Origin of the sequence: Nocardia sp. CWNU-33 (genome assembly GCF_046764895.1) — a bacterium.
Classification (GTDB): Bacteria; Actinomycetota; Actinomycetes; order Mycobacteriales; family Mycobacteriaceae; genus Nocardia.
Map to the genome: position 1 here is coordinate 125,111 of NZ_JBKOQN010000010.1, position 25,231 is coordinate 150,341.

General features: G+C 66.9%; 22 protein-coding genes. 11 read left to right on the forward strand and 11 right to left on the reverse strand.

The genetic code is table 11. The features are described from left to right. Positions 1-46: 46 nt before the first annotated feature. Together ACLMAL_RS16160 and ACLMAL_RS16165 are read right to left on the reverse strand one after the other, a co-directional pair. The gene (locus ACLMAL_RS16160; protein ID WP_411999802.1) at positions 47-625 is read right to left on the reverse strand and encodes a dihydrofolate reductase family protein; all 579 of its coding nucleotides are present in this window, start codon (positions 623-625) and stop codon (positions 47-49) included. A gap of 37 nt (positions 626-662) precedes the next feature. Beyond that, positions 663-1,238 carry a dihydrofolate reductase family protein gene (locus ACLMAL_RS16165; RefSeq protein WP_411999803.1) on the reverse strand — a complete coding sequence of 192 codons (576 nt, stop codon included), beginning with the start codon at positions 1,236-1,238 and terminating at the stop codon, positions 663-665. 61 nt (positions 1,239-1,299) lie between these two features. Between ACLMAL_RS16165 and ACLMAL_RS16170 the strand changes: the two genes are divergently transcribed. The 4 genes from ACLMAL_RS16170 (at position 1,300) to ACLMAL_RS16185 (ending at position 4,135) form a co-directional block, all read left to right on the forward strand. Next, a complete protein-coding gene (locus ACLMAL_RS16170; RefSeq protein WP_411999918.1) occupies positions 1,300-1,893 on the forward strand; it encodes a TetR/AcrR family transcriptional regulator in 594 nt (197 codons plus the stop codon). Between the two features lie 48 nt (positions 1,894-1,941). Beyond that, positions 1,942-2,121 (forward strand): DUF1918 domain-containing protein, encoded by a 180-nt coding sequence (locus ACLMAL_RS16175; RefSeq protein ID WP_411999804.1) that lies wholly within the window; start codon positions 1,942-1,944, stop codon positions 2,119-2,121. A 279-nt stretch (positions 2,122-2,400) separates the two neighbouring features. Then, positions 2,401-2,859 (forward strand): SRPBCC family protein, encoded by a 459-nt coding sequence (locus ACLMAL_RS16180; protein ID WP_411999805.1) that lies wholly within the window; start codon positions 2,401-2,403, stop codon positions 2,857-2,859. A 64-nt stretch (positions 2,860-2,923) separates the two neighbouring features. Next, on the forward strand, positions 2,924-4,135 hold the full coding sequence (locus ACLMAL_RS16185) for a low temperature requirement protein A (protein ID WP_411999919.1): 1,212 nt from the start codon (positions 2,924-2,926) through the stop codon (positions 4,133-4,135). On the opposite strand, the gene ACLMAL_RS16190 is transcribed toward ACLMAL_RS16185, so the two are convergent. The 5 genes from ACLMAL_RS16190 to ACLMAL_RS16210 form a co-directional block, all read right to left on the reverse strand. Next, positions 4,113-4,958 carry an ion transporter gene (locus tag ACLMAL_RS16190; protein ID WP_328408303.1) on the reverse strand — a complete coding sequence of 282 codons (846 nt, stop codon included), beginning with the start codon at positions 4,956-4,958 and terminating at the stop codon, positions 4,113-4,115. The genes ACLMAL_RS16185 and ACLMAL_RS16190 overlap by 23 nt on opposite strands. Before the next feature lie 121 nt (positions 4,959-5,079). After that, on the reverse strand, positions 5,080-6,699 hold the full coding sequence (locus ACLMAL_RS16195) for a GMC oxidoreductase (protein ID WP_411999806.1): 1,620 nt from the start codon (positions 6,697-6,699) through the stop codon (positions 5,080-5,082). A gap of 61 nt (positions 6,700-6,760) precedes the next feature. Then, on the reverse strand, positions 6,761-8,341 hold the full coding sequence (locus tag ACLMAL_RS16200; protein ID WP_411999807.1) for an alpha/beta hydrolase: 1,581 nt from the start codon (positions 8,339-8,341) through the stop codon (positions 6,761-6,763). A gap of 46 nt (positions 8,342-8,387) precedes the next feature. Further along, entirely contained in the window at positions 8,388-8,570 is a 183-nt protein-coding gene (locus ACLMAL_RS16205; protein ID WP_411999808.1) for a DUF1272 domain-containing protein, read from the reverse strand. 48 nt (positions 8,571-8,618) lie between these two features. After that, on the reverse strand, positions 8,619-9,386 hold the full coding sequence (locus ACLMAL_RS16210; protein WP_411999809.1) for a sulfite exporter TauE/SafE family protein: 768 nt from the start codon (positions 9,384-9,386) through the stop codon (positions 8,619-8,621). Positions 9,387-9,658: 272 nt separating this feature from the next. On the opposite strand from ACLMAL_RS16210, the gene leuA reads away from it, so the two are divergent. After that, positions 9,659-11,452: a 2-isopropylmalate synthase gene (gene leuA, locus ACLMAL_RS16215; protein ID WP_411999810.1), complete on the forward strand. Its 1,794-nt coding sequence runs from the start codon at positions 9,659-9,661 to the stop codon at positions 11,450-11,452. A gap of 517 nt (positions 11,453-11,969) precedes the next feature. Continuing rightward, positions 11,970-13,574 carry an AAA family ATPase gene (locus tag ACLMAL_RS16220; RefSeq protein ID WP_411999920.1) on the forward strand — a complete coding sequence of 535 codons (1,605 nt, stop codon included), beginning with the start codon at positions 11,970-11,972 and terminating at the stop codon, positions 13,572-13,574. 59 nt (positions 13,575-13,633) lie between these two features. Here the strand turns inward: ACLMAL_RS16220 and ACLMAL_RS16225 are convergent, their stop codons facing one another. Next, entirely contained in the window at positions 13,634-14,530 is an 897-nt protein-coding gene (locus ACLMAL_RS16225; protein ID WP_411999921.1) for a LysR family transcriptional regulator, read from the reverse strand. Between the two features lie 108 nt (positions 14,531-14,638). On the opposite strand from ACLMAL_RS16225, the gene ACLMAL_RS16230 reads away from it, so the two are divergent. The 5 genes from ACLMAL_RS16230 (at position 14,639) to ACLMAL_RS16250 (ending at position 20,405) form a co-directional block, all read left to right on the forward strand. Beyond that, a complete protein-coding gene (locus ACLMAL_RS16230) occupies positions 14,639-15,616 on the forward strand; it encodes an EamA family transporter (RefSeq protein ID WP_411999811.1) in 978 nt (325 codons plus the stop codon). A gap of 304 nt (positions 15,617-15,920) precedes the next feature. Further along, entirely contained in the window at positions 15,921-17,696 is a 1,776-nt protein-coding gene (locus ACLMAL_RS16235; protein ID WP_411999812.1) for an FAD-dependent oxidoreductase, read from the forward strand. An 83-nt stretch (positions 17,697-17,779) separates the two neighbouring features. Continuing rightward, a complete protein-coding gene (locus ACLMAL_RS16240) occupies positions 17,780-18,421 on the forward strand; it encodes a pyridoxamine 5'-phosphate oxidase family protein (RefSeq protein WP_411999813.1) in 642 nt (213 codons plus the stop codon). 38 nt (positions 18,422-18,459) lie between these two features. Further along, entirely contained in the window at positions 18,460-19,698 is a 1,239-nt protein-coding gene (locus ACLMAL_RS16245; protein WP_411999814.1) for a MurT ligase domain-containing protein, read from the forward strand. Continuing rightward, the gene (locus ACLMAL_RS16250; protein ID WP_411999815.1) at positions 19,695-20,405 is read left to right on the forward strand and encodes a type 1 glutamine amidotransferase; all 711 of its coding nucleotides are present in this window, start codon (positions 19,695-19,697) and stop codon (positions 20,403-20,405) included. The genes ACLMAL_RS16245 and ACLMAL_RS16250 overlap by 4 nt, the downstream gene beginning before the upstream one ends. A gap of 9 nt (positions 20,406-20,414) precedes the next feature. Here the strand turns inward: ACLMAL_RS16250 and ACLMAL_RS16255 are convergent, their stop codons facing one another. The 3 genes from ACLMAL_RS16255 to ACLMAL_RS16265 are packed head-to-tail and all read right to left on the reverse strand — an operon-like array spanning position 20,415 to position 25,163. Further along, positions 20,415-21,467 carry a putative zinc-binding metallopeptidase gene (locus ACLMAL_RS16255; protein ID WP_411999922.1) on the reverse strand — a complete coding sequence of 351 codons (1,053 nt, stop codon included), beginning with the start codon at positions 21,465-21,467 and terminating at the stop codon, positions 20,415-20,417. Between the two features lie 4 nt (positions 21,468-21,471). After that, positions 21,472-22,386 (reverse strand): transglutaminase family protein, encoded by a 915-nt coding sequence (locus ACLMAL_RS16260; RefSeq protein WP_411999816.1) that lies wholly within the window; start codon positions 22,384-22,386, stop codon positions 21,472-21,474. Further along, a complete protein-coding gene (locus ACLMAL_RS16265; RefSeq protein ID WP_411999923.1) occupies positions 22,383-25,163 on the reverse strand; it encodes a circularly permuted type 2 ATP-grasp protein in 2,781 nt (926 codons plus the stop codon). Before ACLMAL_RS16265 ends, ACLMAL_RS16260 begins: the two co-directional genes overlap by 4 nt. Positions 25,164-25,231: the final 68 nt, after the last annotated feature.

The following is a 25,231-nucleotide window of genomic DNA, read 5'->3' on the forward strand; positions in this document are numbered from 1 at the left end:
GCGCAATTCGCGACCCACGCTTCCCGATCGTGCCGCCGTCGGCCGATCAGGCCCGGCGCAGCCATGTGACCTGTGTTCCATTGGTGCTGACCGTGCGACGCCGCGTCGGCGTGAACAGCGTCGGACGGAACTCGCCCGCGAAGGCAGGTGTGCCGGTACCCGCCACCACCGGATAGCCCTTGATGACGAGCTCATCGAGCTCGTCGAGCAGGGCAGCCGCGAATTTGCCGCCGCCCGCGAGCCAGATGTCCATGCCGTCCTCCTGCTTCAGCGCGCGGACCAGGCCGATCGGGTCGCTCTCGACCAGTTCCACCGCCGGGTCGTCGATCCGACCCAGCGTGCTCGACACCACGTACTGCCGCATGTGGGCGTACGGGCTGGTCACGCCGATGGCAAGGCCGGGCTCGTAGGTGCCGCGACCCATCACCAGGGTGTCGAACTTGCGATTGGGTTCATCCACAGCCAACCCCAGATGCGGGCGCGCATGGGTGGGCAGGGTCTCGGGATACTCGGTGCGAATCCAGCTCAGCATGTCTTCCGGCACTGGGAGGAAATCGATCTCACCATTCGGGCCCGCGATGTAACCGTCGAGGGACATCCCGACGAAGTAGACCAGTTTTCGCATATCGGTACCGCTTTCCGTGGAGCAGTCGGGGTTGTCGTCAGGCCCTGGTGAACCAGGTGACCTGCGCACCGTTGCCGAATTCCTTGCGCTGCGTCGGCGCGAACAGTGTCGGGCGGAACTCGCCTGCGAAGACCGGTATGCCGCCACCCGCGACGACCGGGTAGCTCTTGATGATCAATTCATCGAGCTCGTCGAGCAGCTGCGCGGCGAGCTTGCCGCCGCCGCAGAGCCAGATATCGCCGCCTTCTTCCTTCTTCAACCGCTGCACGAGGCCGACCGGGTCGCTCTCGACCAGCTCTACCTTCGGGTCATCGATTCGGCCGAGCGTGCTGGAAACGACGTATTGCTTCATGTGTGCGTAAGGGCTGGTCGCACCGGCGGCCAGGCCCGGTTCATAGGAGCCGCGACCCATCAGCACCGCATCACAACGCGTGCCGGGTTCGTCGAGCGCCATGTCGAAGTGTGAGCGCGCAAAGGTGGGGACGAACTCCGGGTACCGCTGGTTGATCCAGGCCGCCATCTCGGCGTCGAACGGGTAGAAGTCGTACTCGCCCGCCGGACCCGCGATGTATCCGTCGAGAGAAACCGCGACGTAGTAAACAAGCTTTCGCATACCCAAACCGCCTCATACGTTGTACTCTGCCTGAAGTGATTTCGTGAATGTAGTACTACAGATGGAGTGGTGTCAAGTGCGGACCAACCCGGAACGACGGCAAGCGTTGATCGATGCGGCCATCGAGGTGCTCGCGCAGGAAGGCGCACGTGGGCTGACCTTCCGCGCGGTGGACAAGGAAGCGGGAGTGCCCGCAGGGACGGCATCGAACTACTTCGCCAACCGCGACGACCTGCTGACCCAGGTCGGTAGCCGGTTCTACGAGCGGCTACAGCCGAGCGAGGCGACCATGACCAAGCTGACAGAGGGGCCGCGGACCCGCGCGAACATCACCGAGCTCATGCGGGAGGTCGTTGCACGCATCGAGGCGTTCCGCACCGGCTACCTAGCCCTGCTCGAGCTTCGACTGGAGGCCACCAGACGGCCGGAACTGCGCACCGTACTCACCGAACGGGTGCGCGCAGACATCGACTTGAACGTGCGCAACCACCTCGACTCCGGGTTGCCCGGCGATGAGAAATCGGTGCTGCTGCTCTATTTGGCACTGAACTGGCTGATCGTGGACCGGCTCACGCTGCCGGAAGTATTCACCGAGGAACAGAGCCAAGAACTGATCGAGGCCGCGGTCGAAAGGATCATCGGGGGCCGGGACTGACATCGGCGCTTGTGACGCGCATCACTTGCATTCGATAATGGAGCAATGATGGCGAATGTCGGAGACCAACTGCTGGTACACGGGCACGTTGTGGGCCAAGGTGACCGCCACGGCGAGATCATCGAAGTCCGCGGACCCGAAGGCGGACCGCCCTACCTGGTGCGTTTCACCGACGGGCACGAGTCGCTCGTCTATCCGGGACCGGACGCGGTGATCGAGTCGAAGTAGCAGGCCCGAACACCCGCGGCCTGGCCGGATAGCGATCGGCCATGCCCCGTCACCCCGCGCACCGATCCCCCGATGACAAATCGGCTGGACCGACGAATTCGTCTTTCGGCGCCACCGCGAATTCGGAATTCGTTCGCCGCGTTGGTGATCGGTCGACATCGGCGTGATGCGCGATACCTCGGCGACCCGAGGTGGTCTCAGCCACTGACCACACAGTTGACGACGGTATGTGTCGCTGGGCACAATCGCCGATGTAAATGGGCGGGGGCGGAGGTATGGATGCGCACAAAAACCGATATCCGATTCGTCGTCGATGCCGACCCTGATCAGGTGATGGATGCTCTGGCCGCGGTCGAATCGCTTCCCGAATGGTCGAACTCCTACCTCGATGCACGCGTCGCTTCCCGGGATGACCAGGGTCGGCCGCGACGGGTGTTCGTCAAGGCGGAATTGATCGGCGGCTCGGATCTACAGGTCCTGGAATACGACTGGACCGACAGCCGGTCCGCGTGGGAGGTCACCGACAGCACGCGCGGCGTGAAGGGCGGGGGCTGGTTCGAAATCTCCGATGGCAAGGAGGGCACCGACGTCTGGTATCACGTCGAGCTGTATCTGCCGATTCCGGTTCCCGGGCTCCTTGTCAGTCGCACGCTGCGGCGTTCGAATGAGGAGGTGGTGGCGAACTTCATCGATTTCGCCGAGCGATTTTCGGAGACCGAAACGATCGAGGCCGGGTAGCCAGTAGCCTGCTCGCAGCGGATCCGGCGCGCACCTGTCGCACAGAGGTGCGAATATGGGCATCATGATCGGTTCCACAAGGATTCGGCTGCGGCAGGTTTCCGAAGGTGATTCGGTAACTCAGCTCGAGTTGTTCTTCGACCTCGTTCTCGTCTTCGCCTTCACCATGGTGACCGGCCTGGCCGCCGAGGAGACCAGCGCCAAGAACCTGCTGCGCGCGACGCTGGTGCTCGCGGTGATGTGGTGGGTATGGATCGCGTACTCCTGGCTCGGCAATGTCCTGCGCGCCGACGAGGGCATCACCCGGATAGCCATGTTCGTCGCCATGGGCGGGGTGTTCCTGGCGGCGCTCACCATTCCCGAGGCGTTCCGCGATCTGGAGGGCGGCTGGTACGGCCCACTGATTTTCGCGATCGCGTACCTGGTCGTGCGGCTGGTGCACCTGGTCATGTTCCGGCTGGCCAGCGCGGAAGATCCGCAATTGCGCAGGCAGGCGATGAAATGGGGGGCAGGTTCGATCACGATCGGCACCACCCTGTTGGTGATTGCCGCGACGACCTCGGGCACCCTGCAGATCGGACTGTGGATTGCCGCGATCGTGGGCGACATGCTGTGGACATTCCTGGCAGGTGAGGACTGGCGGGTGAATTCGGCCAGTCACTTTTCCGAGCGATACGGGCTGATCATCATCGTGGCGCTCGGCGAATCGATCGTCTCCATCGGTATCGGCGTGGCCGGGCTGCCCATCTCGTGGCCGATCGCGGTCGGCGCCCTACTCGGCCTCGGTATCTCGGGGCTGCTGTGGTGGGCATATTTCGACGTCGCCGCGCTGTCGGTGGAACACGCGCTCGCCGAGGCCGAGGGCGAACGCCAGATCAAGATCGCCCGAAATTGCTACACGTTCTGGCATTTCCCGATGATCGTGGGAATCATCGCGTTGTCGCTCGGTTTGAAGAAAGTCCTCTACTACGTGGGCGACGCATCGCACCACACCCTGAAGGACGCGTTGTACGGAGTCCCGCTGTTCTGCCTGTACGGCGGCGTGGTGCTGTATCTGCTCGCACTCGTCGGGTTCAAGCACTATGCGACGGGCAAGGTCACGGTCGTGCGTGTGGTGGCCGCGGTGGCGCTGCTCGCGCTGATCCCACTGGCGGCTGCCTTGCCCGCCCTCGCGTCGCTGTCGATCCTGTGCGCGGTGCTCGTTGTGCTGATCCTCTGGGAGACAACCAGGTACGCGCAGCCGCGCGACGAGATCAGGCACGCGGTACACGACTGAGGTGGTGGCGCACCGACGCCTCGGGGTGTGACGGGCCGTAGGCGGACGGCTCGACGCGCACGCCGTTGTGTACGGCCGTCCTGATCTGGTCGATGTTCTCGCGCAGCATGTCCGAGACCAGCTCGTCGGTCCGCGGATCCTCCAGTACCTGGAACACGATTCGGAATGTGGTGTCGGCGATCAGCCGGATGATGTCGTCGTGGAACGGAATGTAGCGGACCCGCCCGGCCTGCGGGTCCTTCTTGATGAGCTCCAGGATCATCTCGTCCATTTCGACGCGGTTCTCCTGCAACGCCGCCGCGATATTGCGGGTGTAGTGACCTGAACGCAGCACATGCCCGACCTCGTCGAGGACGGCGATGGTCATCGGCCGTTTGATGACGTCGACGATTGTCTTCACGAACCGGTTCACCACCGCGGCGGTTACCCGATCGCCGAGTGCCCGGTCCGCGACGCGACCGACGCGGACCGCGATCACCACGATCCGCAGCAACCGGAACCCGCGGACGAACGGGCTGGTCACCGGGATCATGCCCAGCACCTCGTACCAATAGATAAATGGGTAGGTCCACGGCCAACCCGCCCGACGCCAGCGCCACAGGAACTCCGCGGCGAAAATCGCACACACCGAGTAGTCGATGATCACGATCACCCGGTAGGTATGTGCCGCGACCGGGAAAAAGGTGACCCAGGCGACCAGCACCACGGAGACGACGGCAAGCGCCAGCATCACCAGGTCGCTCCATAAGGCGGGCGGCTTGCGAAAGAAGCGGTCCGGCTCCGGCGCTTCGTCGATACCCGAGACGGTGGTCGGAGCTGCCACGTGAGGAATCCCTTCGACGCCGAACGATCCCGGCCGAGAGTAATCGGCCGCCGCCGAGCGCACTCCCCACACGTGCAACGGCTTGATCACCTTCTCGGTGCAGACCCGCCGATGGCAGCGGCTATTTCCCGGCGCGCACGATCGCTTCGATGTTCCGCTCGGCCAGCGCGGCGATGGTGAGCGACGGGTTGACCGTTGCGGTGCTGCCGGGAATGGCGGCGCCATCCATCACGTACAGGCCGGGGTGGCCGTGCACCCGGCCGTTGCGGTCGGTGGCCAGGCCGAGCACCGCGCCGCCCAGCGGGTGGGCGGTGAAATTCGCGTTCGCGTCGTACCCGAGGGCGCCGAATTGGACCAGCGCATTGGATCGTTCGGCGATGCGCTGGTCGACCGCGCGGGCGGCGGCCGCCGTCTCGTCCCGGTTCCGGGTCGGCCAGGACAGCCCGACGCGGTTGCTCGCCCGGTCGTATCCGAATCGAGCCCGCGTCGGATCGAGCACCATGCCGAGCGAGGCCAGCGCGCCGGTCTCGAACGGAATGCCGGGGACGTACCAACTTTCGAGGGTCAGCGGCACCGCCGATTCGTCGAGGATCCGGCTGACGCTCGGTACCGCCTGACCGAGTCCTGCCAGTTCGCTTGCGCCACGGGCGAGCACAACGTCGCCGTTGCTGCCCCAGCCGTCGCCGATGTGTTCGTTGAGATTCGGCAGTGTCCCGGTGGCCTGAGCCCGAACCAGCAGTTCCGAGGTGCCGATGGAGCCGGCGCCGAGGAACAGCCGATCACAGGTGAGGGTGCGGGTGCCGAGCACTTCGCCGGTCGGCGCGAGTTTGGCGACGATGACCGAATACCGGCCGCCCGACTCCTGCGCGATGGCCTCGACCCGGTGGCCCGGAAACACCGCGGACTTGCCGGTACCCTGCGCGTACCGCAGGTAGTTCTGATTGAGGTCGAACTTCGCGCCGTTGGAGTTGCCGAGGTTGCTACGGGCCGCGATAGCCGACGGGCGGGTGCCGCCTGCGAGTTCGCCGCGCAGGATGTCCCAGTTGAAAATCGAGTCGTTGGGTATCGGCTGGTAGCCGGCCCTGCGCACCTGGTCGTCCCAGGCGCGGGAGTGGGTGAAGGGCGCCGAGCCGTACAGGTCCGCGGGAACCGGGTTGAGCCGCAACATCTCTCGCACCCGCGGGTAGTAAATGCGGTCCATTTCGCCGTAGTCGACGGTGCCACCGAAGACATGGTCGAAGAACCGGCGTTCGGGTGCGACCATCGCGCCGGTGAAGATCACCGAACCGCCACCGACGGCCGCCGCCCGCCACACATCGATGCCCGGGTACTCGGTGCAGTCGAGCACGCCGCCGAATCTGGCGAACTGCATCGGCACCTTGGTGACACCGGTGAAGGTGTTGCGATGCCAGAAGCCGCGACCGTCCGGCAGGTCGTCGTTGGTGAAGATCTCCCGCCACGGATCGTTCGGCCAGCGCGAGCCGCGCTCCAGCACCGTGTTCGCGATCCCGGCTTCGGCAAGGCGCAATGCGGTGACCGCAGCCCCGAAACCGGATCCGATCACGATTGCGGGCGAGTGTGCAGGCGGATCAGGAAGTGGCGCAAAGATTTCCGGCACCCAGGTGCGGAACAACCCATGCCAGACCGGATCCGCCACAGCAGTCCCGACGTTCAGCGCCGTGCCCCCGGCACCCAGCAACGCAGCAGCACCAGCCGCCCTGAAAAAGGCACGTCTCTGCACCCAGGCCACCTCCCTCATCACGCATGGCCGAGCGCAGATTACACGGCAAATGGCCGTCGCGTCATCCGCCGAACGGCGCCCGATCGGCAGTGCAGGAGGCGGTGGGATCCGGGAGTCGCAGGTCGATCAGATAGCGCTCCTGTAGCCGGCGGGGGCAGTCGCCGGCCGGCTCGTGCCCGTAACCGTCGACGACGACCAGCCGCGCATTGCCGAGCTCCTGTTGTGCGCGCTTCGCGAACGCCAGCGGGGTCACCGGGTCGAAACGATTGTTGAACAGCAGGGCAGGAACCTCCGAGCGCAATGTCCACGGGCCGGTATACCGCTGCGGATAGCCGTTTTGTGGTGTGGGCCACGAGGCGCACGGCTGCCGCAGGTACAGCCAGAACGCGGCGTAAGTCGGTGCGTTGCCGGAGAATTCGCGCGCCAGCTCGGGCCACTGGTCCGGTCGTTCGGGAAAGTTGCTGTCCGCACAGGTGATCGCGGTGAAGGAGTCGAGGAAATTCAACGAGAGAGGTTCTGCGGCAAGAATTTTCCGCACGATGCCGGGATTGCCGTCGGCACCGCGTTCCAGTTCGGCAAGCAGCTCGGCAAGCGCGGACCAGCCCTGCTGCGAGTCGTAGAGCAACATCGCCTGCGCCTGGACGACTTCGCCATAGCTCACCTGCACCGCGGTCTCGCCGCGCCCGACCTCGACGGGGCCCTGCCGCAACCGGTCCAGCAGGGCGCGATCGCGGGCCCGCGCATCCTCGCCGGCGAACGCGCACTTCGGCTGGCCGGCCTGGGTGCACAACCGGACGAACTCGCCGAACACTTCCTCGGTGCCGATCGCGGTGTCGGCGACCGCGGCGCCCGCGTTGTTCGTGTACGCGTCCGGATCGATCATCGCGGCGAGTTGCAGTGCGCGGACGTGGTGCCCGAACAGCGCGCCGTAGACCTCGCCGAGATAGCTCGCATAGGAGGCGCCCGTATAGGTGAGCTTCGCGTCGCCGACCGCGCGGCGCAGCAGGTCGAGGTCGCGCGCGGCGTCGACGGTGGTGAGATGCGGCAGCAGCGCGGCGCTGTGGGCCGCGCAACCCGCCGCCAGCTCGCGACTGCCACGCTCGGCGGCGCGCTCCTGCTCGGCATTGCCGGGCGGCTGCGGGGAATTCGCCCAGAATCGTTGCTGCGCTTCGGGATCGGCGAAGCAGCGCACCTGTGAGCTGCGTCCCACCCCGCGCTGATCGAAGATGATCACATCGAATCGACGACTCACCTCGCCGGGGAAGAGTTCGCCGAGGGCTGCCCGGTCGAATCCCGATCCCCCCGGCCCACCGGCCGCGGTGAACAGCGTGCCGATGCGACCGACCGGGTCGCCCGCGGGCTGGCGGAGGACCGCGAGCGGGATGGTCGCCCCATTCGGTTGCGCATAGTCGAGCGGAACGGCCGCGACAGCACACTGGTACCTGCTCGATTCGGGCTCCGCACACGGCGTCCAGTCCAGGCGCGGCGTCGGCGCGGCATCGGCCTGCGCGACCAGTTCGGCCGCTCTCGACTGCTGCTGCTTCGACTCCCGCTCGGCCGACGCACCACAGCCGCCCAACGCGGGCATCAGCGCGATCAACACACCGAAAACGGCGATCCTCGACTTACCCACAGCGCTCATCCTGTGCCCACACCATGCCCGCGTCGTCCTCCTTTGTGAGGTCAGGTCAGGCGGTTACCACTCGCCTCGGCCTGGTCACCAGTTCGCCGCCGCAGTTCGGACACACGCCGTCGATAGCCCGACTGCACGGTTCGCAGAACGTGCACTCGTACGAACAGATTCGGGCCGGACCGTCCGCGGTCAAGCCGACATTGCAGCGCTCGCACACCGTGCGCATCTCGAGTGCCATGCTGCTACCTCCATCGTCACGTCCCACGGTAGATCTTTGTGTCCGGACCTATGCCATCAACAGCCGGACGACCGCGATGATCCCGACGACGACGATCACCCCGCGCAGCACGTTCGGCGGCAAGCGCCTGCCCATCTTGGCGCCGAGCTGTCCGCCGATGACCGAGCCGACCGCGATGAGCGCGACCACTCGCCAATCGACATCGGCGACCATCGTGAACACGACCGCGGACACGGCGTTCACCAGCAGTCCGAGCACATTCTTGACCCCGTTCAGGCGCTGGATGTCCTCGTGCACGAACACTCCGAGCAATCCGATCAACAGCACACCCTGGGCCGCGCCGAAGTAGCCGCCGTAAATGCCCGCGGCGAAAACCGCGACGAACAAGATCAAGCCGCCGTGCTCGGGTTCCGGGCCGGTGTCGGTCTCCCTGCGCTGCTTCACCCAGCGCGCCAACCTCGGCTGCACCACGACGAGCACCAGCGCGGCGATGATCAGCACCGGCACGATCGCCTTGAATGCCGATGCGGGGAGCGTCAGCAGCAGCACCGCGCCGGTGGTGCCGCCCAACAGCGACGCGGTGCCCAGCCGCAGCAGCCTGGCCCGCTGGCCTTCGAGCTCGCGCCGATACCCGATCGCGCCGCTGATCCCCCCTGGGACCAGGCCGATCGTGTTCGACACGTTTGCCGTCACCGGCGGCAATCCGAATGCCAGCAGCACCGGGAAGGTGATCAGAGTGCCCGATCCCACGATGGCGTTGATGCCGCCCGCCGCGATGCCCGCGCCGAAAACGGCCAGTTGTTCCAGCCAAGTCATAAGAACAGTTCCTTCGACGTCCCGTCGGACCGAGTCCGTACAAGCGTGTGTATGCCCGGTCGGAACGCTATCGGCAACATCGGATGACCGGATGACAGGACCGGGCTTTCGGGCCCGCATCGCGACACGGTAAACTCCCGGACATCATGCAGCGGGCACTTCTTCTCAGCCGCCGCGACGGGGTCTGATCGGACCGGCCTCCCGTCGCGGGGTTCTGCCGCGCCGGTCGACCCGTATATATGGGATCCACCACACCCACTCGGAGAAACCGTATGTCCACCGCTGATGTCTTCGTATCCGGCTCGCGCACCATCGCCTCGCCGTCGAAGCCCGCCCCGGCCGACCAGCCCGGCTGGAACACCCAGAAGAACTCCTCGATGCCGACCTTCCGGTACCGGCCCTTCGCCGAGGAGGTCGAGCCGATCGCGGTGCCCGACCGCACCTGGCCGGACAAGATCATCGATCGCGCGCCCGGCTGGTGTGCCGTCGACCTGCGCGACGGCAACCAGGCGCTCATCGACCCGATGAGCCCCGCCCGCAAGCGCCGCATGTTCGACCTGCTGGTGCGGATGGGCTACAAGGAGATCGAGGTCGGCTTCCCTTCGGCGAGCCAGACGGACTTCGACTTCGTTCGCGAGATCATCGAAGACGGTGCGATCCCCGACGACGTCACCATCCAGGTGCTGACCCAGTGCCGTGCCGAGCTGATCGAGCGCACCTTCGAGGCGTGCGCGGGCGCGGCGAACGTGATCGTGCACTTCTACAACTCGACCTCGGTCCTGCAGCGGCGTGTGGTGTTCCGTGCAGACCAGGCCGCGGTGCAGAAGATCGCCACCGATGCCGCGAAGCTGTGCCTGGAGATCGAGCAGCAGTACCCGGACACCAACTGGCGCTACGAGTACAGCCCCGAGTCCTACACCGGCACCGAGCTGTCCTACGCCAAGGAAGTCTGCGACGCGGTCACCGAGATCATCGCGCCGACCCCGGCCAAGCCGATGATCATCAACTTGCCCGCGACCGTCGAGATGACGACCCCGAACGTCTACGCCGACTCGATCGAGTGGATGAGCCGCAACCTGGCCCGCCGCGACTCGATCGTGCTGTCGCTGCACCCGCACAATGACCGCGGCACCGCGGTCGCCGCCGCCGAGCTGGGCTACCAGGCCGGCGCGGACCGCATCGAGGGCTGCCTGTTCGGCAACGGCGAGCGCACCGGCAACGTCTGCCTGGTCACCTTGGGGATGAACCTGTTCTCGCGCGGCGTGGACCCGCAGATCAACTTCTCCAACATCGACGAGATCCGTCGCACCGTCGAGTACTGCAACCAGCTGCCGGTGCATGAGCGCCACCCGTACGGTGGCGACCTGGTGTACACCGCGTTCTCCGGCAGTCACCAGGACGCCATCAACAAGGGCCTGGACGCGATGAAGGCCACGGCCGACGCGGCCGACTCCGACGTGGACGACATCGTCTGGGAGGTCCCGTATCTGCCGATCGACCCGAAGGACGTCGGCCGCACCTACGAGGCCGTCATCCGAGTCAACTCGCAGTCGGGCAAGGGCGGCGTCGCCTACATCATGAAGACCGATCACGGACTGGTGCTGCCGCGACGGCTGCAGATCGAGTTCTCCCAGGCGGTGCAGAAGATCACCGACGGCGAGGGCGGCGAGGTCACCCCGAAGGAGATGTGGGACGTCTTCTCCGAGGAGTACCTGAGCCCGATCCTGCCGCTGGAGCGGATGCGGCAGAAGGTGACCGCGTCGGAAACCGATGGCGGCGTCGATGCCATTTCCGCGATCGTCAAGCTCGACGGCGTCGAGCAGGAGATCAACGGCAACGGCAACGGGCCGCTCGCCGCGTTCGTGGACGCGCTGGCAACCATCGGTTACGACGTGCGCGTGCTGGATTATTCGGAGCACGCGATGTCCGCCGGCGATGACGCGCAAGCCGCCGCTTACGTGGAGTGCGCGATCGGCGACAAGGTGGTCTGGGGTGTCGGTATCGCCACGTCGATCACCACCGCGTCGCTGCGCGCGGTGGTCTCCGCGGTGAACCGGGCCCACTGATCTCGGTCGACGAGTACGGTAGGAGCCGGACGTCCTGGTGCGCGACATAGTCGCCGACCGGGGCGTCCGTCTCTCGATCCTGTTGGCAGAGACCGACAATCGGGCCACAATCAGTGGCGTGTCTGCCTGGCGCGTCCGCTGTCAGCACTGCGGGGCGGGTCACCGAACCCCGTGCTAGCGTTGGTTCGCACTCAAGCGCCGAGCTCTCTGCTCGAATTCCCGAGCAGATGGGGGAACTGTGACTACAAACGACCACAACCCGACTTCTCCGCCCTGGCTGCAGAGTCATTCGGTAGATACGGCCGAGGTCACCACCGAAGCCGACGGACACCACGCAGCGCCTGACGAGGGGGGCGAACCGTCGGCCGCCGAGGTCACGCCCGAGCTGTCCGGCGACGCCGAAGCGCAAGAATCCACAACGGATTCGGCGGACCTGCCCGCTGCCGAGCTACCGGACGCGCCCGCGCCGCCGGAACCGGAGCCGCAGTTCGCTGCTTTCCCCCCTGGTGCGGGTCCAATGGATCAGACCACCTCGTATGCACAGGCCGCGCCGCAGCAGTCCTATGGTCCGCCCGACGGATTCGCACCGCCCGGTGCACAGGAACCGTTTGCGCCGCAGCAGTCCTACGGTCCGCCCGGTGCGCAGGAACCGTTCGCGCCGCAGCAGTCCTACGGTCCGCCAGACGGATTCGCACCGCCCGCGCTGTACAACACCGGGCAGTTCCCGCAGCCGATTCCGCACGCAGAGTCCTACCAGCCCGGGCCGTATCAGCCGGGCCCCTATCAGCCCGGTGGGCCGGCCGGTCCGACCGAGAGCGGCAGCCATCCGGTGCAACCCGCGCCCGAGCAGCAGAACTACAGCGAGTACCGGCAGGAGATCGGTCCCGACGGGCTCGTCCGGCGCGTGCCGCAGGATCAGCCGCAGGCCGATCAGAGCAGCGGGCCGATCTACAGCTGGGCGCCGCCACCCCCGCCGATGCAGCCGCCCGCGCCGCCGCAGCAGCAGATGTACCAGCAGCCCGGCCCGCCCATGGGTCAGCCGCCTCTCGGGCAGCCCGGACCCGGACCGATGGGCGGCCAAGTGCCGCCTCCCGGCTGGCAGGGCGAACACAATCCCCATCAGCCGCAGCAGCCCTTTCAGCCGCAGCACATGCCGCAGCCGGGACAGCCCGGGCATTCGGTCAACGACCTGAACCTGCTCAAGCGCGCACGTAAGGCGCCGCGCAGCGGCTGGCGCCGGGCTGTGCACAAGGCCACCGGCGGTGTGGTCAATCCCGGCGAATCCGCGGCCGACGTGGTCTACCGCGATCTTGTGGACCGGGTGAATCAACCGGTGCGCGGTGACTACCGGATTGCGATCCTCTCGCTCAAAGGCGGCGTCGGCAAGACCACGACCACGGTCGGGCTCGGATCGACGTTCTCGACGCTGCGCGGTGATCGCGTGATCGCGATCGACGCCAACCCCGACCTCGGCACGCTCGGCCACCGAGTGCCACGCCAGACCCGATCCACCGTGCGCAACCTGCTCGAAGACGAGCACATCACCAGGTACTCGGATGTCCGCGCGCACACCTCGCAGGCGCCGAGCCGGCTGGAAGTGCTTGCCAGCGAACAGGACCCGGCGGTCTCGGAGGCCTTCAGCGAGGCCGACTACCGCCAGGCCATCGGCATTCTGCAGTCGTTCTACAACATCATCCTCACCGACTGCGGCACCGGCCTGATGCACTCGGCGATGGCAGGCGTGCTGGACATGGCCAGTTCGCTGGTGCTTGTCACCTCGCCCGCCATCGACGGCGCGCGTAGCGCATCGGCCACGCTGGACTGGCTGGACCACCACGGGTACGGCAAGCTCGTCGAGCGCACCGTCGTGGTGGTCAACGCATCGCGCCGCGGCGCCTCGACGGTCGACCTCGACCAGCTGCGCAAGCTGTTCCTCGACCGCACCCGCGCGGTGCAGGTGGTGCCCTTCGACGACCATCTCGCGGAGGGCGCGGAAATCGACCTGGAATTGGTGAGCAAGCCGACCCGGCGCGCACTGCTGGAGCTTGCCGCCATGGTGGCCGACGATTTCGGTTACATCGGTTCACAGCAGTACCGAGGCGGCCCGCCCGGACGGTACTAATAGTTCGAAACCTCAGCGGCCCGGCGCTTTTGCGCCGGGCCGCGCTGTTTGTCGCGGCACTATTCGGCAGTCACCCGACGGGCCGCGGATTCGAAGGCCGCCAGCACGGCGGCGATGGCGGGACGCTGCTCGGCGTGCGGGCGGGTGGCCAGTTCGTAGAGGCGGGCGGCGCGTACGCCGGACAGGCGCAGCACCGCGAGATCGGGATGGGCTACCGCGAAGCGAGGCATGAGCGCCACCGCGTAGTCCGCGGCAACGAGGGTCTCGATTACCCGGAAATCGTTGAGGCGCTGCGCAATACGTGGCTCGACACCGGTCATGGTCGCGATCGAGCGAAGCACGTCGTCGACGGGGAAGCCGCCGCGCACACTCAGCCAGGTCTCATCGGCGAGCTCGGCGGGGGTCACCTCGGTGCGGCCGGCGAGCGGATGTGTCGGCGCGACAACGACATCGGTGGGTTCCCGCATGAGCACCCTGGTGGTGACCCGTGGACCGGCGATCGAGGAGGCGCGCTCGTCCCGATGAGTGAGGACGATGTCGTAGTCCGCGAGCAGGCGCGGCACCTCGGATGGCGGCAGGTCTACGTCACCGGCCACGACCTCGACGCCGCTGTCGGCCATCGCGGGCAGCACGTACGGCAGCAGCAGTGCGGCACCCGACGGGAACAGCGCCACCCGGACCCGCCCGCGCGGCGAGCCCCGATAATGCGCCATCTCGGCAACGGCCCGGTCCATGGCTGCCAGCACCTCGTCGGCGCGCAGCACGAGGGCCTGCCCCGCGTCGGTGAGCCGAACCCGGCGGCCGTCGGGCTCGAGCAGTGCGACACCGGCCTCCTTGGCCAGCACCTTCAGCTGCTGCGACACCGCGGAGGGTGTCATCGACAGCGCGGTCGCGACGGCCGCGATGGTGCCGCGGTCCGCGAATTCGCGCAACACCCGCAGGCGTTCGACAGTCATGGGCGGCCCTGCCGATGCGCCGTCCGGAGTAACCATTCAGTAATGCTACATAAATAGTGCATATTAATTCGATTGTTCTTATGAGTCGAGCTGTTCACGATAGAAAGCGTGACCAACCGTGACCGCCTGCTCGGCCTTACCGTCGTCCTGCTCTGGGGGCTGAACTTCATCGCCATCCGGGTCGGGCTCGACCACTTTCCGCCCTTCTTTTTCGCCGCACTGCGCTTCGCGGTGATCGCGGTGCCGGTCGTGTTCTGCATTCCGCGCCCGAAGGTGCCGCTGCGCTGGTTGCTGTTGTACGGCACCGGATTCGGCATCTTGCAGTTCGCGTTCCTGTTCACCGCGATGCGAGCCGGAATGCCGACGGGGCTTGCCTCACTGGTGCTGCAATCCTCGGCGCCGTTCACCGTCGTCCTCGGTGCGCTGTTCCTGCGGGAGCGGCTGCGGCCGATCCAACTGCTCGGCATCGCCGTCGCGGTAGCGGGCATCGCGGTGATCGGCCTGGACCGCGCGCAGCACGCCCCGCTGCTGCCGATGCTGCTCACGCTGGCGGGCGGGCTCGGCTGGGCCTTCGGCAATATCGGCTCCCGGCTGGCGATGACCTCCGGTGCGGTCAACCCGCTGCATCTCACCCTGTGGATGACCGTGGTGTCCCCGATCCCGATGTTCGCGCTGTCCGCACTGATCGAGGGACCGACCAGGGGTCTGGATGCCATGACCGATATCGGCTCCCCCACCGGTTGGCCCGCGCTGCTCGGTCTCGCCTACATCGTCGTGCTCGGTACCGTCGCGGGCTCGGGACTGTGGACATACCTGATGAGCCGTTACCCGGCGAGCACGGTCGCGCCCATGTCGCTGCTCGTCCCGGTCGTCGGCATCGTCGCCGCCTGGGCCGCACTCGGCGAGACCCCCTCGGTGTTGTCAGTGCTCGGCGGGCTGATCGTGATCGTCGGCGCCTTCGCGGCAACGACCGCGGGCAGCCGGGTCGGCGCGAACAAACCAGCGCCGGAGCCGACTACTGCACACCCCTCCGAGGAAGCACCGGTGCCGACACCTGCCGGCCGACCTCGACTCGCGGAGGCCTGACGCACGGTCGTACCGCGGGGCCGGGTGATGCCGAACCGATCGACTCACGTCGGACCGATCCCCACCCGGTAGCCGGCCGATATCGACACACGCCCGTGCAGATCGCCCGGTCCTGCCACGAGGGGCCGGGCGATCAGCGCTCGCGGAGGCAGCGCTGGTTCGTTCGTTCACCCCCGGCCGAGAGCCCCGAGGTTTACCATCAGGCGGCGGTTAACCAGGGTGGGGTAGCTGGACCCCGAATAGGCCGCTTTACAGTGTGCAGTGCGTGTTAGAAGTCCGAAAAGGCTGGGCAGCAGAGTTGCGCATGGCAGAACAGCGATGGACCGTGTCGCGAAGAGCGATGCTTCGTGGCACCGTCGCGGCGGGGGTGGCGACAGCGGGGGCATTGACCGCAGGTGGGCTACGGCCCGCGCCCGCTTCCGGAAGTCCGGGCGGCAGGCGGGTCGCGGTGCTCGGTGGCGGGGTCGCCGGGTTGACCGCGGCGCACGAACTGGCCGAGCGTGGTTTTCAGGTCACCGTCTATGAGCGTCGAGCGCTCGGCGGCAAGGCACGCAGCATTCCGGTGCCGGGCACCGGGTCGGCGGGTCGGCCGGATCTCCCCGGCGAACACGGGTTCCGTTTCTTTCCCGGCTTCTATCAACATATTCCGGACACGATGCGGCGGATCCCCTTCCCCGGCAATCCGAACGGTGTCTGGAACAACCTGATCGGTGTGCCGGAGGCGCGGTTCGCCCGGCGCGACGGCGACGATTTCCGGCTTCCGCTCGGACCACGGGCCCGCACCGCGTTCCGCCCGGAGATGTTCCGGGAGACGGTCGGTGCGACCATCAGCACAGCGCTGAAAATGCCTGCGGCCGAAGGTCTGTACTTCGCCGATCGCCTGCTCGTCTTCAACTCCAGCTGCGACGCGCGCCGGTTCGGGCAGTGGGAGCACATGTCCTGGCGCGACTACGTCGGCGGCCATCAGCGCTCCCACGAGTTCCGCGCGCTGCTCTCCCGCACCCTGACCAGCATCATGGTCGCGGCCAAGGAGGATATCGCCAGCGTCCGCACCATCGGCAATATGGGCGAACAGTTCCTCGGCAATCCCTTCGAGATCGGCAACGACGGCGCGCTGGACCGCGTGCTGAACGGACCGACGAATGCGACGTGGATCGACCCCTGGGTACGCCTGCTGCGTGAGCTCGGCGTGCAATTCGCGCTCGGCGCCGAGGTGCGCGGGCTGGATGTGCGCGATCGCCGGATCACCGGGGCCCGCGTCGTCGACGAGAACGGCGTGCAGCGCACTGTCGACGCCGACTACTTTGTGGTGGCATTGTCCGCCGAGCGGGCCCGTGCGCTGTGGTCGCCGGACGTGCTCGCGGTCCGGCCCGACCTGTCCGCAATGGACGGATTGTTCGTCGACTGGATGAACGGCATCCAGTTCTACCTGCGCACACCCGCCGATATCTCACGCGGGCACACCGCCTTCATCGATGCGCCGTGGTCGCTCACCTCGATCACCCAGAATCAGCTGTGGACCAGGAAGCTCACCGAATTCGGTGACGGCACCGTGCAGGACTGCCTCTCGGTCGACATCTCGGACTGGAATACCCCGGGCATGCTGTACGGCAAGCCGGCCAAGGAGTGCACTCGCGAGGAGATCGCGCGCGAGGTGTGGGCGCAGATGACCGCGCACCTCAACGACCGCGGTGCGGTGCTGCACGACGCGGATCTGCATTCATGGTTCCTCGATCCCGGCATCACCTGGCAGGCCGACCAACAGCGCAACGCCAACGCCGATCCGCTGCTCATCAACACCGCGGGATCATGGGAGTATCGGCCGCACCCGCACGGTGGGCTGGAAAACCTTTTCCTGGCAGGCGATTACGTGCGCACCAACGTCGACCTCGCGACCATGGAGGGCGCCAACGAATCCGCGCGGGCCGCGGTGAACGCGCTACTCGATGTGGCAGGCTCGAATGCCGAGCGGTGCCGGATGTACACGCTGTATCGCGCCGCCGAATTGGAGCCGTTCCGTCGCATCGACGCGGATCGCTATGCCGCGGGACAACCGAACCTGTTCGACGTCCAGATCTGAGGCGCGCACAAGTGTGATCGATCTCCCCGCACCGGAACAGAATTCGATCGCGGCGCTGCCGCTACCGGGTGTTCAATCGAAGTATGCGCGAGAGCATCGGCACCGACGAGATCACCGGCACCACCGAACTCAGGCAGCTGCTCGGCGAAGTCATGCCGCGCGCCGCGAACAAGGAACGCACCACGCTGCATCCGAGGGACCGCGAATGGATCGCGAACTCGCCGTTCCTGATCATGAGCACCAGCGACGCCGACGGCAATTGCGATGCCTCCCCCAAGGGTGATCCGGCCGGCTTCGTGCAGGTGCTCGACGATCGGACCCTCGCGATACCCGAACGTCCCGGCAACCGCCGTGCCGACGGCTACCTCAATATCCTCGCCAACCCCCACATCGGCCTGCTGTTCCTGATCCCGGGCCGCCGCGAGACCCTGCGCATCAACGGTCGCGCCCGCCTGGTGCGTGATGCGCCCTACTTCGACGACATGGTGGTCAAGGGCCATCGCCCTATCCTCGCGGTCGAGGTCGAGGTCGAGCAGATCTTCCTGCACTGCGCCAAGGCGTTCATTCGCAGCCACCTGTGGGAGCCGCAGCAGTGGCCCGTCGATACCCTGCCGAGCCCCGCCTGCCTGGTCAAAGAGGTCCACAGCGATATCACCGAGTCGATCGAGGAACTCGAGCACTACTACTCGCCGGAGAACTACAACGCCAAGCTCTACCGCGACTGACCAGCGCGGGTCCCGAGCCCACCACATAGACTCGCGGCGTGGCAGATATTTCGGTGCGTGGGCGGCTTGCACTGCGAGCGGCAGCCGCGGCGTCCTGGGCTTCACAGAAGGCCGGACGCGGCAAAGGCTCGATGATCGGTGGATTGATCGCACTGAAGATCGATCCGACGGTGATGGAGCAGCTCGGCCGTGGCAAACGCACGGTGCTGGTGACCGGCACCAACGGCAAGTCGACCACAACGCGGATGACCACGGCCGCGCTGGGCAGCCTCGGTGCGGTGGCCACGCAGGCCGACGGCGCCAACATGGACGCCGGGATCGTCGCCGCGCTGAGCACCCATCTCGGCGCGCCGCTGGCCGCGATCGAGGTGGATGAACTGCACCTGCCGCACGTGACCGACGCGCTGAATCCGGCCGCCGTCGTGCTGCTGAACCTCAGCCGCGACCAGTTGGATCGGGTCGGCGAGATCAACATGATCGAGCGCAAACTGCGGGCCGGGCTGGCCGAGCACCCCGACGCCGTGGTGATCGCCAATTGCGACGACGTGCTGGTGACCTCCATTGCCTACGACCATCCGAAAGTGGTGTGGGTGGCTGCGGGCAGCGGCTGGGCGATGGACGCGACAAGCTGTCCGCGCAGCGGCGAGCCGATCGTCTGGGAGGGCACGCACTGGCGCAGCACCGGCACAGATTTCCAACGCCCGGAACCGGATTGGTGGCTCGACGGCGAAAAGCTCTGTGGCCCAGAAGGTCTGCGACTGCCGCTGCGGCTTGCCCTGCCCGGCCGCGCCAATCGCGGCAATGCCGCCCAGGCGGTGGCCGCCGCGGTCGCGCTCGGTGCCGACCCGGCAGCGGCGGCGACCGCGACCGGAACGGTGCAGGAGATCGCGGGCCGCTACCGGACCGTGCAGGTCGGCGAGCACACCGCACGCCTGCTGCTCGCGAAGAATCCGGCCGGCTGGCAAGAAGCGCTATCGATGATCGAGCCGACCGCGGCCGGACTGGTGATCGCGGTGAACGGACAGGTGCCCGACGGCGAGGATCTGTCCTGGCTGTGGGACGTGCGCTTCGAACACTTCGAGGGCGTGCAGGTGGTTGCCGCGGGCGAGCGCGCCACCGATCTGGCGGTGCGCCTCACCTACGCCGGAGTCGAACACACCACGGTGGCGGATCCCTTGCGCGCCATCGCTTCCTGCCCCGCGGGCCGGGTCGAGGTGCTGGCGAACTACACCGCGTTCCGTGATCTCAACCGCGACCTGGAGGGGCGGACGGCATGACAGAATCGACAGTGCGGATCGGGCTCGTGCTGCCCGATGTCATGGGCACCTACGGCGACGGCGGCAATGCACTCGTGCTGCGACAGCGGCTGCGGATGCGCGGCCACGACGCGGAGATCATCGAAATCACCCTGGCCGACCCGGTTCCCGACTCGCTGGACATCTACACCCTCGGCGGCGCCGAGGACTCGGCGCAGCGCCTGGCCACCCGGCATCTGCAGCGCTACCCCGGCCTACAGCAGGCCGCGGCGAAAGGCGCACCGGTGCTTGCCATCTGCGCGGCCATCCAGGTGCTCGGCAACTGGTATGAGACCTCGTCGGGCGAACGCGTCGACGGTGTCGGCCTCATCGATGTCACCACCGCACCCCAGCAGAAGCGCGCCATCGGCGAGGTAACGACCACGCCCATGCTCGCCGGTCTCACCGCACCGCTCACCGGTTTCGAAAACCACCGCGGCGCAACCACACTCGGCCCCGACGCGACCGGCCTCGCCCACGTCACCCGCGGTGTCGGCAACGGAGTCGGCGACGGGCTCGAAGGCGTCGTCCAGGGCTCCACCCTCGGCACCTACATGCACGGCCCGGCCTTGGCCCGCAACCCCGAACTCGCCGACCTGCTACTCGCCCGTGCCCTCGGCGTATCCGAGCTGGCACCGCTGGACCTCCCCGAGGTCGAACAACTCCGCAGAGAACGCCTGCGGGCCTGACCGGAGCATTCAGCCGGCCGCGGCGCCACACAATTCGTGGACCAGGCGCATCTTCTCCAGCACCGGGTCGGGCAGGATGAAGGGGTAGAGGTCGGGGTGACCCATGGAGCGGTTGACCATGTTGAGGGCCCAGGCCAGGGGCAGCCAGAGGTCGATGATCTTGTCGAAGCCCGCACGGCCTACTTGCGGGCGGTCGAGGGTGGCGCCCGCCGGTGCGAAGCCGAAAGCCGCCGCGGTATCGAGGGTGTCGCGGATGTGCAGATAGTGGGCGAAGGTCTCGGCCCAATCCTCGGCGGCGTGCATGGCGGCATAGGAGGAGACGTAGCTGCCGTCCCAGCCGGGCGGGGGGCCCTCGGAGTAGTGACGATCCAGCGCGGCCTGATAGTCGGCGAACGGGTCGCCGAATAGACCCCGGAAGCGTTGCAGTGCCTCGTCATCGGCGACGAGCACCGCGAAGTAGTAGTGCCCGATTTCGTGGCGGAAGTGGCCGAGCAGGGTGCGGTATGGCTCGTCCATTTCTATGCGCAGCTGCTCGCGATGCGGGTCGTGCGCCTCGGCGAGATCCAGCGTGATCACGCCGTTCTTGTGTCCGGTGGTGACCCTGTTTGTCGCACTGGAGAGCAGATCGAACGCGAGACCGGTATCCGGGTTCTGGTCGCGGCCGACGATCGGCAGTCCGAGTTCCGCCAACTCCATGATCAGCCGGCGCTTGGCCGCTTCGGCCTCGGCGAAGGCCTGCAGGCCCGCGGCGTCGAAGTCGTGCGGGCGGGTGCGGGTCAGATGGCAGGACTCGCAGAGCACCGGACTACCGGACACGGTTGCACCATCGGAGACTTGCACCAACCAATTGCACTGCGCGACATGCAAGTTGTCGCACAGGCGGAACCTGCGCCCGTCCACCGCGCCGCCCGGATGTCCGGTCGGCTCCGCAGTGGTGACATCGGAGATCACCAGCAATGCGCGATCGGCGAGGCTGAAACCCAGTGGGCTGGAACACGACAGGCACACGGAGTTCTCGAAGGCCAATTGCTGGCCGCAGTTCGGACAGGTGAAATCGCGCACGCCGCTACCCCGCGACCGGTGCGACATCGACCGAAACGGTAATAGAGCTCTCCTTGGCGTCGGTGTAGATGATGCCGCGCAACGGTGGCACGTCGGCATAGTCACGACCCCACGCGACGGTGACGTAGCGCTCGTCGGCCAACTGATCGTTGGTGGGATCGAAGGCGATCCAACGACCGGTCCGATCGTGTGCGGCCTCGCCCGGCAGCCACACCGCCGACCAGGCGTGGGTGGCATCGGCACCGACCATCCGTTCCTTGCCCGGCGGCGGATCGGTGGCGAGATAACCCGATACATATCGGGCGGCGAGGCCGTGTGACCGCAGGCAGGCGACACCGATCCTGGCGAAGTCCTGACAGACGCCCGCGCGCGCGGCGAACACATCGGCGACCTTGGTTGAGACGGTGGTGGAGCCCGACCTGTAGGTGAAGTCGGCATGGATTCGAGTGTTCAACTCGCGCACCGCGTCCAGCAGCGGTCGCCGCTGAGTCAGGGATTCGGCCGCATAGGCGGTGACTTCGGGAGTGATTTCGGGCGGTTGCAGGTCCAGGGTGAACTCGACCGCCAGCGGCCCGGTGATCGCGGACGGTCGGGCGTGCTCCCATGGTTCGGCGGCCGGACCGATGTCGGTGCGGTCCGGGATGTCCACCTCGACCACGGATGCGCCGGTGACGACGAGTTTTCGATGTTCGGCCGTGACATGGAAGTAGGAGGTGGTGTTGCCGTAGACGTCGGTGCCGATCGACCGATCCGACGGCACCGGATCGATGTCGATCTCGTGTGAGAGCAGCCGCTGCCCGGGGAATTGCCGAGGAGTGAGATAAGCGCGCCCATAGGAGCTGCTCACCTCATCGGAGTACGAGTAGGTGGTTCGATGCGCGACCCGATAGCGACGAGCGGAATCCTTGCGGCTGATCATCCGACAACCCGTGTGCTGCCCCACAGCGGCTGAATACCCACTGGCAGCGCCAATCTCGTGGTCTCGAACGATTCGGAAATTTTCCGCAGCCGCAAGTGCACACCCTCCAGGAGCTCCGCCAATTCGGTACGCCTGCCGTCGGCGTCGGTGACGTCCAGATCATTCGGGTCGACGCGGCGCAGCATCCGTTGCGCGTCGGCCAGCAATCGTTGTGGCCGTGACGATCCGGACGCCGCGGGCAGCGCCTGGAAGTCCACCTCGAGTTGCTCGAGTTGATAGGCCAGCGAGCGCGGATTGGCCGCGTCGAACAACAACAGGCCGGCGACCGCCGAGACCCGCACCGAATCCCGGTGCCGCCGACGGTAACTCACCGAGGACTCGGTGGCGCGCAGCACCGCCTCGGTCACCACCCGCTCGGCCTCCGCCGGATAGGTCTCGGTCAGCGCCGCCGACAACAGCGCGGTCAGCGCGATCCCGCGTTCGATGCGCTTGCCGATATCCATGACGTACCAACCGGTGTCGCGCACCAGCGATTCGGCGCCGATCCCCGACAGCGACAGCAGCGCGGCAAGCGATAGCGAATGCACGGCCGACAACGCGGCCTCCTGGTCGCCCTCGGTGCCGCGAAACTCGATCAACGCATGATCTACCGCACTGAGAATCATCCAGGTGTCAGCCGACAATTGATCACGCACCGCACGCGCCGCCGCCTCGTACCGATCGATCGCGAAGGCCAGCGAACCCGGCGTACCCTGATCGGTGGTCAGCCGCACCAGATATTCATATCCTTCTCGCGAGGCCCCCGCGACCGGTGGCCGACCGCCGCTGGCAGCCTGTTCCGGCGGGCTCGCTGACATCGACTGCTGTTGCTGCGCTGAACTACTGGCCGCAGTGCTCGACGCCCCGTCGACATCGTCCGCATCTTGTCGGTCATCGGTCGAATCGGCCGGCGGGCCGTCATCGACCGGCGCGAGCGTTCCGGTCGTTCGCGCCAGGGCCGACATCAGTGCCGTGACCGCGTCCGCGCCTTCGAGCCACGGGCGGTAGCGGAAGTCCTGGTACTGGTCGTGGGTTGCGATGAGCAGGCGCACCACCGATTCGGCTCGTTCGCTGTAGCGGCCCATCCAGAACAGGTCGTTGAGGACGCGCGGCGAGCTGACGGCTTCGAGGGCGGGGCCGCGGCGCTCGCGTTCCTCGTGCACCGGCTCGGCGGCGATGGCGGCGACAGCGGTGGGCGCGGCGCGCACCCAAATATCTTTGGCGGCAACCTTGATGACCACCCGTTCCGGCTGCAAGCGCTGTCGCAGTTGACCGAGACCACCCGCCATCGCCGTATAACCACCGCGGCGGGCCAGCGAGAACAACCGCATCCCGACCGGCGACGCGGCGAGACCCCCGTAGCCCTGGACGGCAGGAGCCACCGAAAACTGGGCCGGGTCCTGGCCCACCCATTGCCAGCCACGAGCCTCGATCCGCGCCGCGAGTTCCGAACGCTGCTCGGCGGACAACTCGGGCCCGAAGTTCGTCGAGCCGTCGACGGTCGACCGAATGATGAGGCGGTCGAGATTCGCGACCAAGTGCGACCGTTCGGCGTCGTCGCCACCCCAGTACGAGGGTGCACTGTCGAGCACCAACTCCTCACCGAGCAGTGCTCGCGAGATCTGCGGCAGGAATCCGGGCAGCGCGGGATTCTCCAGCAGCCCACTGCCGAGGGTGTTCACCACAGTCACCGCGCCGCGCCGCAGCACCTCCACCAAACCCACCACACCGAGTCGGGAATCCGGGCGCAGATCCAGCGGATCGGAGAATTCGGCGTCCACGCGGCGCAACACCACATCGACGCGCTTCAGCGTGCCGAGCGAGCGCATCCACAGCGCACCGTCACGCACCACCAGATCCGCGCTCTCGACCAGCGGAAAGCCCAATGTCGACGCGAGATAGGCCTGATCGAAAGCGGTTTCGGAGTGCACGCCAGGACTCAGCACCACCACGACGGGGTCGTCGTCGGCGTTCGGCGCGGATTCGATCAGCATCAGCCGCATCGCCCGCGCGAACGGGGTGAGCGGCCGTGGATTGGAATGCTCGAACGCCTCCGGGATCGCTGTCGACACCACGCGGCGATCCGCGAGCGCATAGCCCGCGCCGGACGGGGCCTGCGCCCAGTCGGCGATGGCGCGGAACTGCCCGTCACTCCATCTGCTGATATCGCAGGCGTGCAGGAACAGCTGATGCCGACCGGGCACCGTGATGCCGTGCGCGGCCCGAACGTAGCCGTTGCTGCCGAACACCACCTCCGGCGGCAGTAGGCCCGAAGTGATGGTGCGACGCGCGCCGTAAATGTCGGTCAGTACCTCGTCGAGCACCCGCGACCGCTGCACCAGGCCGGCTTCGAGCCGAGTCCAGTCGTCGGCGGAAACCAGCAGTGGAATGGGGTCGAGCCGCCAGGGCGTCGGAAGCGCCGGATCTTCCGGTGAGATCACCTCGGTGTAATAGATGCCGTCATCGTCGATCAGCCTGCGCACCCGGCTGTCGAGCCTGCCGAGCCCGGTGGTGCCCAGCTCGACGAAGTCGGCGGAGAGCTCCGACCACATGCGCCGCACCCGGCCGTCACCGTCGACCAGTTCGTCGTAGTAGCCGTCCATCGGGCGGCCGCATTCGTCGTAGGCCGCACTGTCCACACCCTCGGCGCGATAGCGGGCGAACTGTTCGGCGATCTGTTCGCGCACGTCGAGGCCGGTACCCTCGTGGTCCTCCGCACGCTGCGCTTCGTCGCGCATGGTCACCGCGCCGACCTCACTTCCGCTGCCAGAGGTTGCCGTTGCGCGCCGGATGGACGCGCAGTCGA

Excerpts from the sequence above, each read along its gene's own strand:
- ACLMAL_RS16180 (WP_411999805.1), top strand. The coding sequence starts at position 2,401 with ATGCGCACAAAAACCGATATCCGATTCGTCGTCGATGCCGACCCTGAT.
- ACLMAL_RS16160 (WP_411999802.1), bottom strand. The coding sequence starts at position 625 with ATGCGAAAACTGGTCTACTTCGTCGGGATGTCCCTCGACGGTTACATC.
- ACLMAL_RS16240 (WP_411999813.1), top strand. The coding sequence starts at position 17,780 with ATGCGCGAGAGCATCGGCACCGACGAGATCACCGGCACCACCGAACTC.
- ACLMAL_RS16185 (WP_411999919.1), top strand. The coding sequence starts at position 2,924 with ATGATCGGTTCCACAAGGATTCGGCTGCGGCAGGTTTCCGAAGGTGAT.
- ACLMAL_RS16170 (WP_411999918.1), top strand. The coding sequence starts at position 1,300 with ATGGAGTGGTGTCAAGTGCGGACCAACCCGGAACGACGGCAAGCGTTG.
- ACLMAL_RS16210 (WP_411999809.1), bottom strand. The coding sequence starts at position 9,386 with ATGACTTGGCTGGAACAACTGGCCGTTTTCGGCGCGGGCATCGCGGCG.
- ACLMAL_RS16165 (WP_411999803.1), bottom strand. The coding sequence starts at position 1,238 with ATGCGAAAGCTTGTTTACTACGTCGCGGTTTCTCTCGACGGATACATC.
- ACLMAL_RS16220 (WP_411999920.1), top strand. The coding sequence starts at position 11,970 with ATGGATCAGACCACCTCGTATGCACAGGCCGCGCCGCAGCAGTCCTAT.
- ACLMAL_RS16260 (WP_411999816.1), bottom strand. The coding sequence starts at position 22,386 with ATGATCAGCCGCAAGGATTCCGCTCGTCGCTATCGGGTCGCGCATCGA.
- ACLMAL_RS16235 (WP_411999812.1), top strand. The coding sequence starts at position 15,921 with ATGGCAGAACAGCGATGGACCGTGTCGCGAAGAGCGATGCTTCGTGGC.
- ACLMAL_RS16200 (WP_411999807.1), bottom strand. The coding sequence starts at position 8,341 with ATGAGCGCTGTGGGTAAGTCGAGGATCGCCGTTTTCGGTGTGTTGATC.
- ACLMAL_RS16265 (WP_411999923.1), bottom strand. The coding sequence starts at position 25,163 with ATGCGCGACGAAGCGCAGCGTGCGGAGGACCACGAGGGTACCGGCCTC.
- ACLMAL_RS16175 (WP_411999804.1), top strand. The coding sequence starts at position 1,942 with ATGGCGAATGTCGGAGACCAACTGCTGGTACACGGGCACGTTGTGGGC.
- ACLMAL_RS16225 (WP_411999921.1), bottom strand. The coding sequence starts at position 14,530 with ATGACTGTCGAACGCCTGCGGGTGTTGCGCGAATTCGCGGACCGCGGC.
- ACLMAL_RS16205 (WP_411999808.1), bottom strand. The coding sequence starts at position 8,570 with ATGGCACTCGAGATGCGCACGGTGTGCGAGCGCTGCAATGTCGGCTTG.
- ACLMAL_RS16250 (WP_411999815.1), top strand. The coding sequence starts at position 19,695 with ATGACAGAATCGACAGTGCGGATCGGGCTCGTGCTGCCCGATGTCATG.
- leuA (WP_411999810.1), top strand. The coding sequence starts at position 9,659 with ATGTCCACCGCTGATGTCTTCGTATCCGGCTCGCGCACCATCGCCTCG.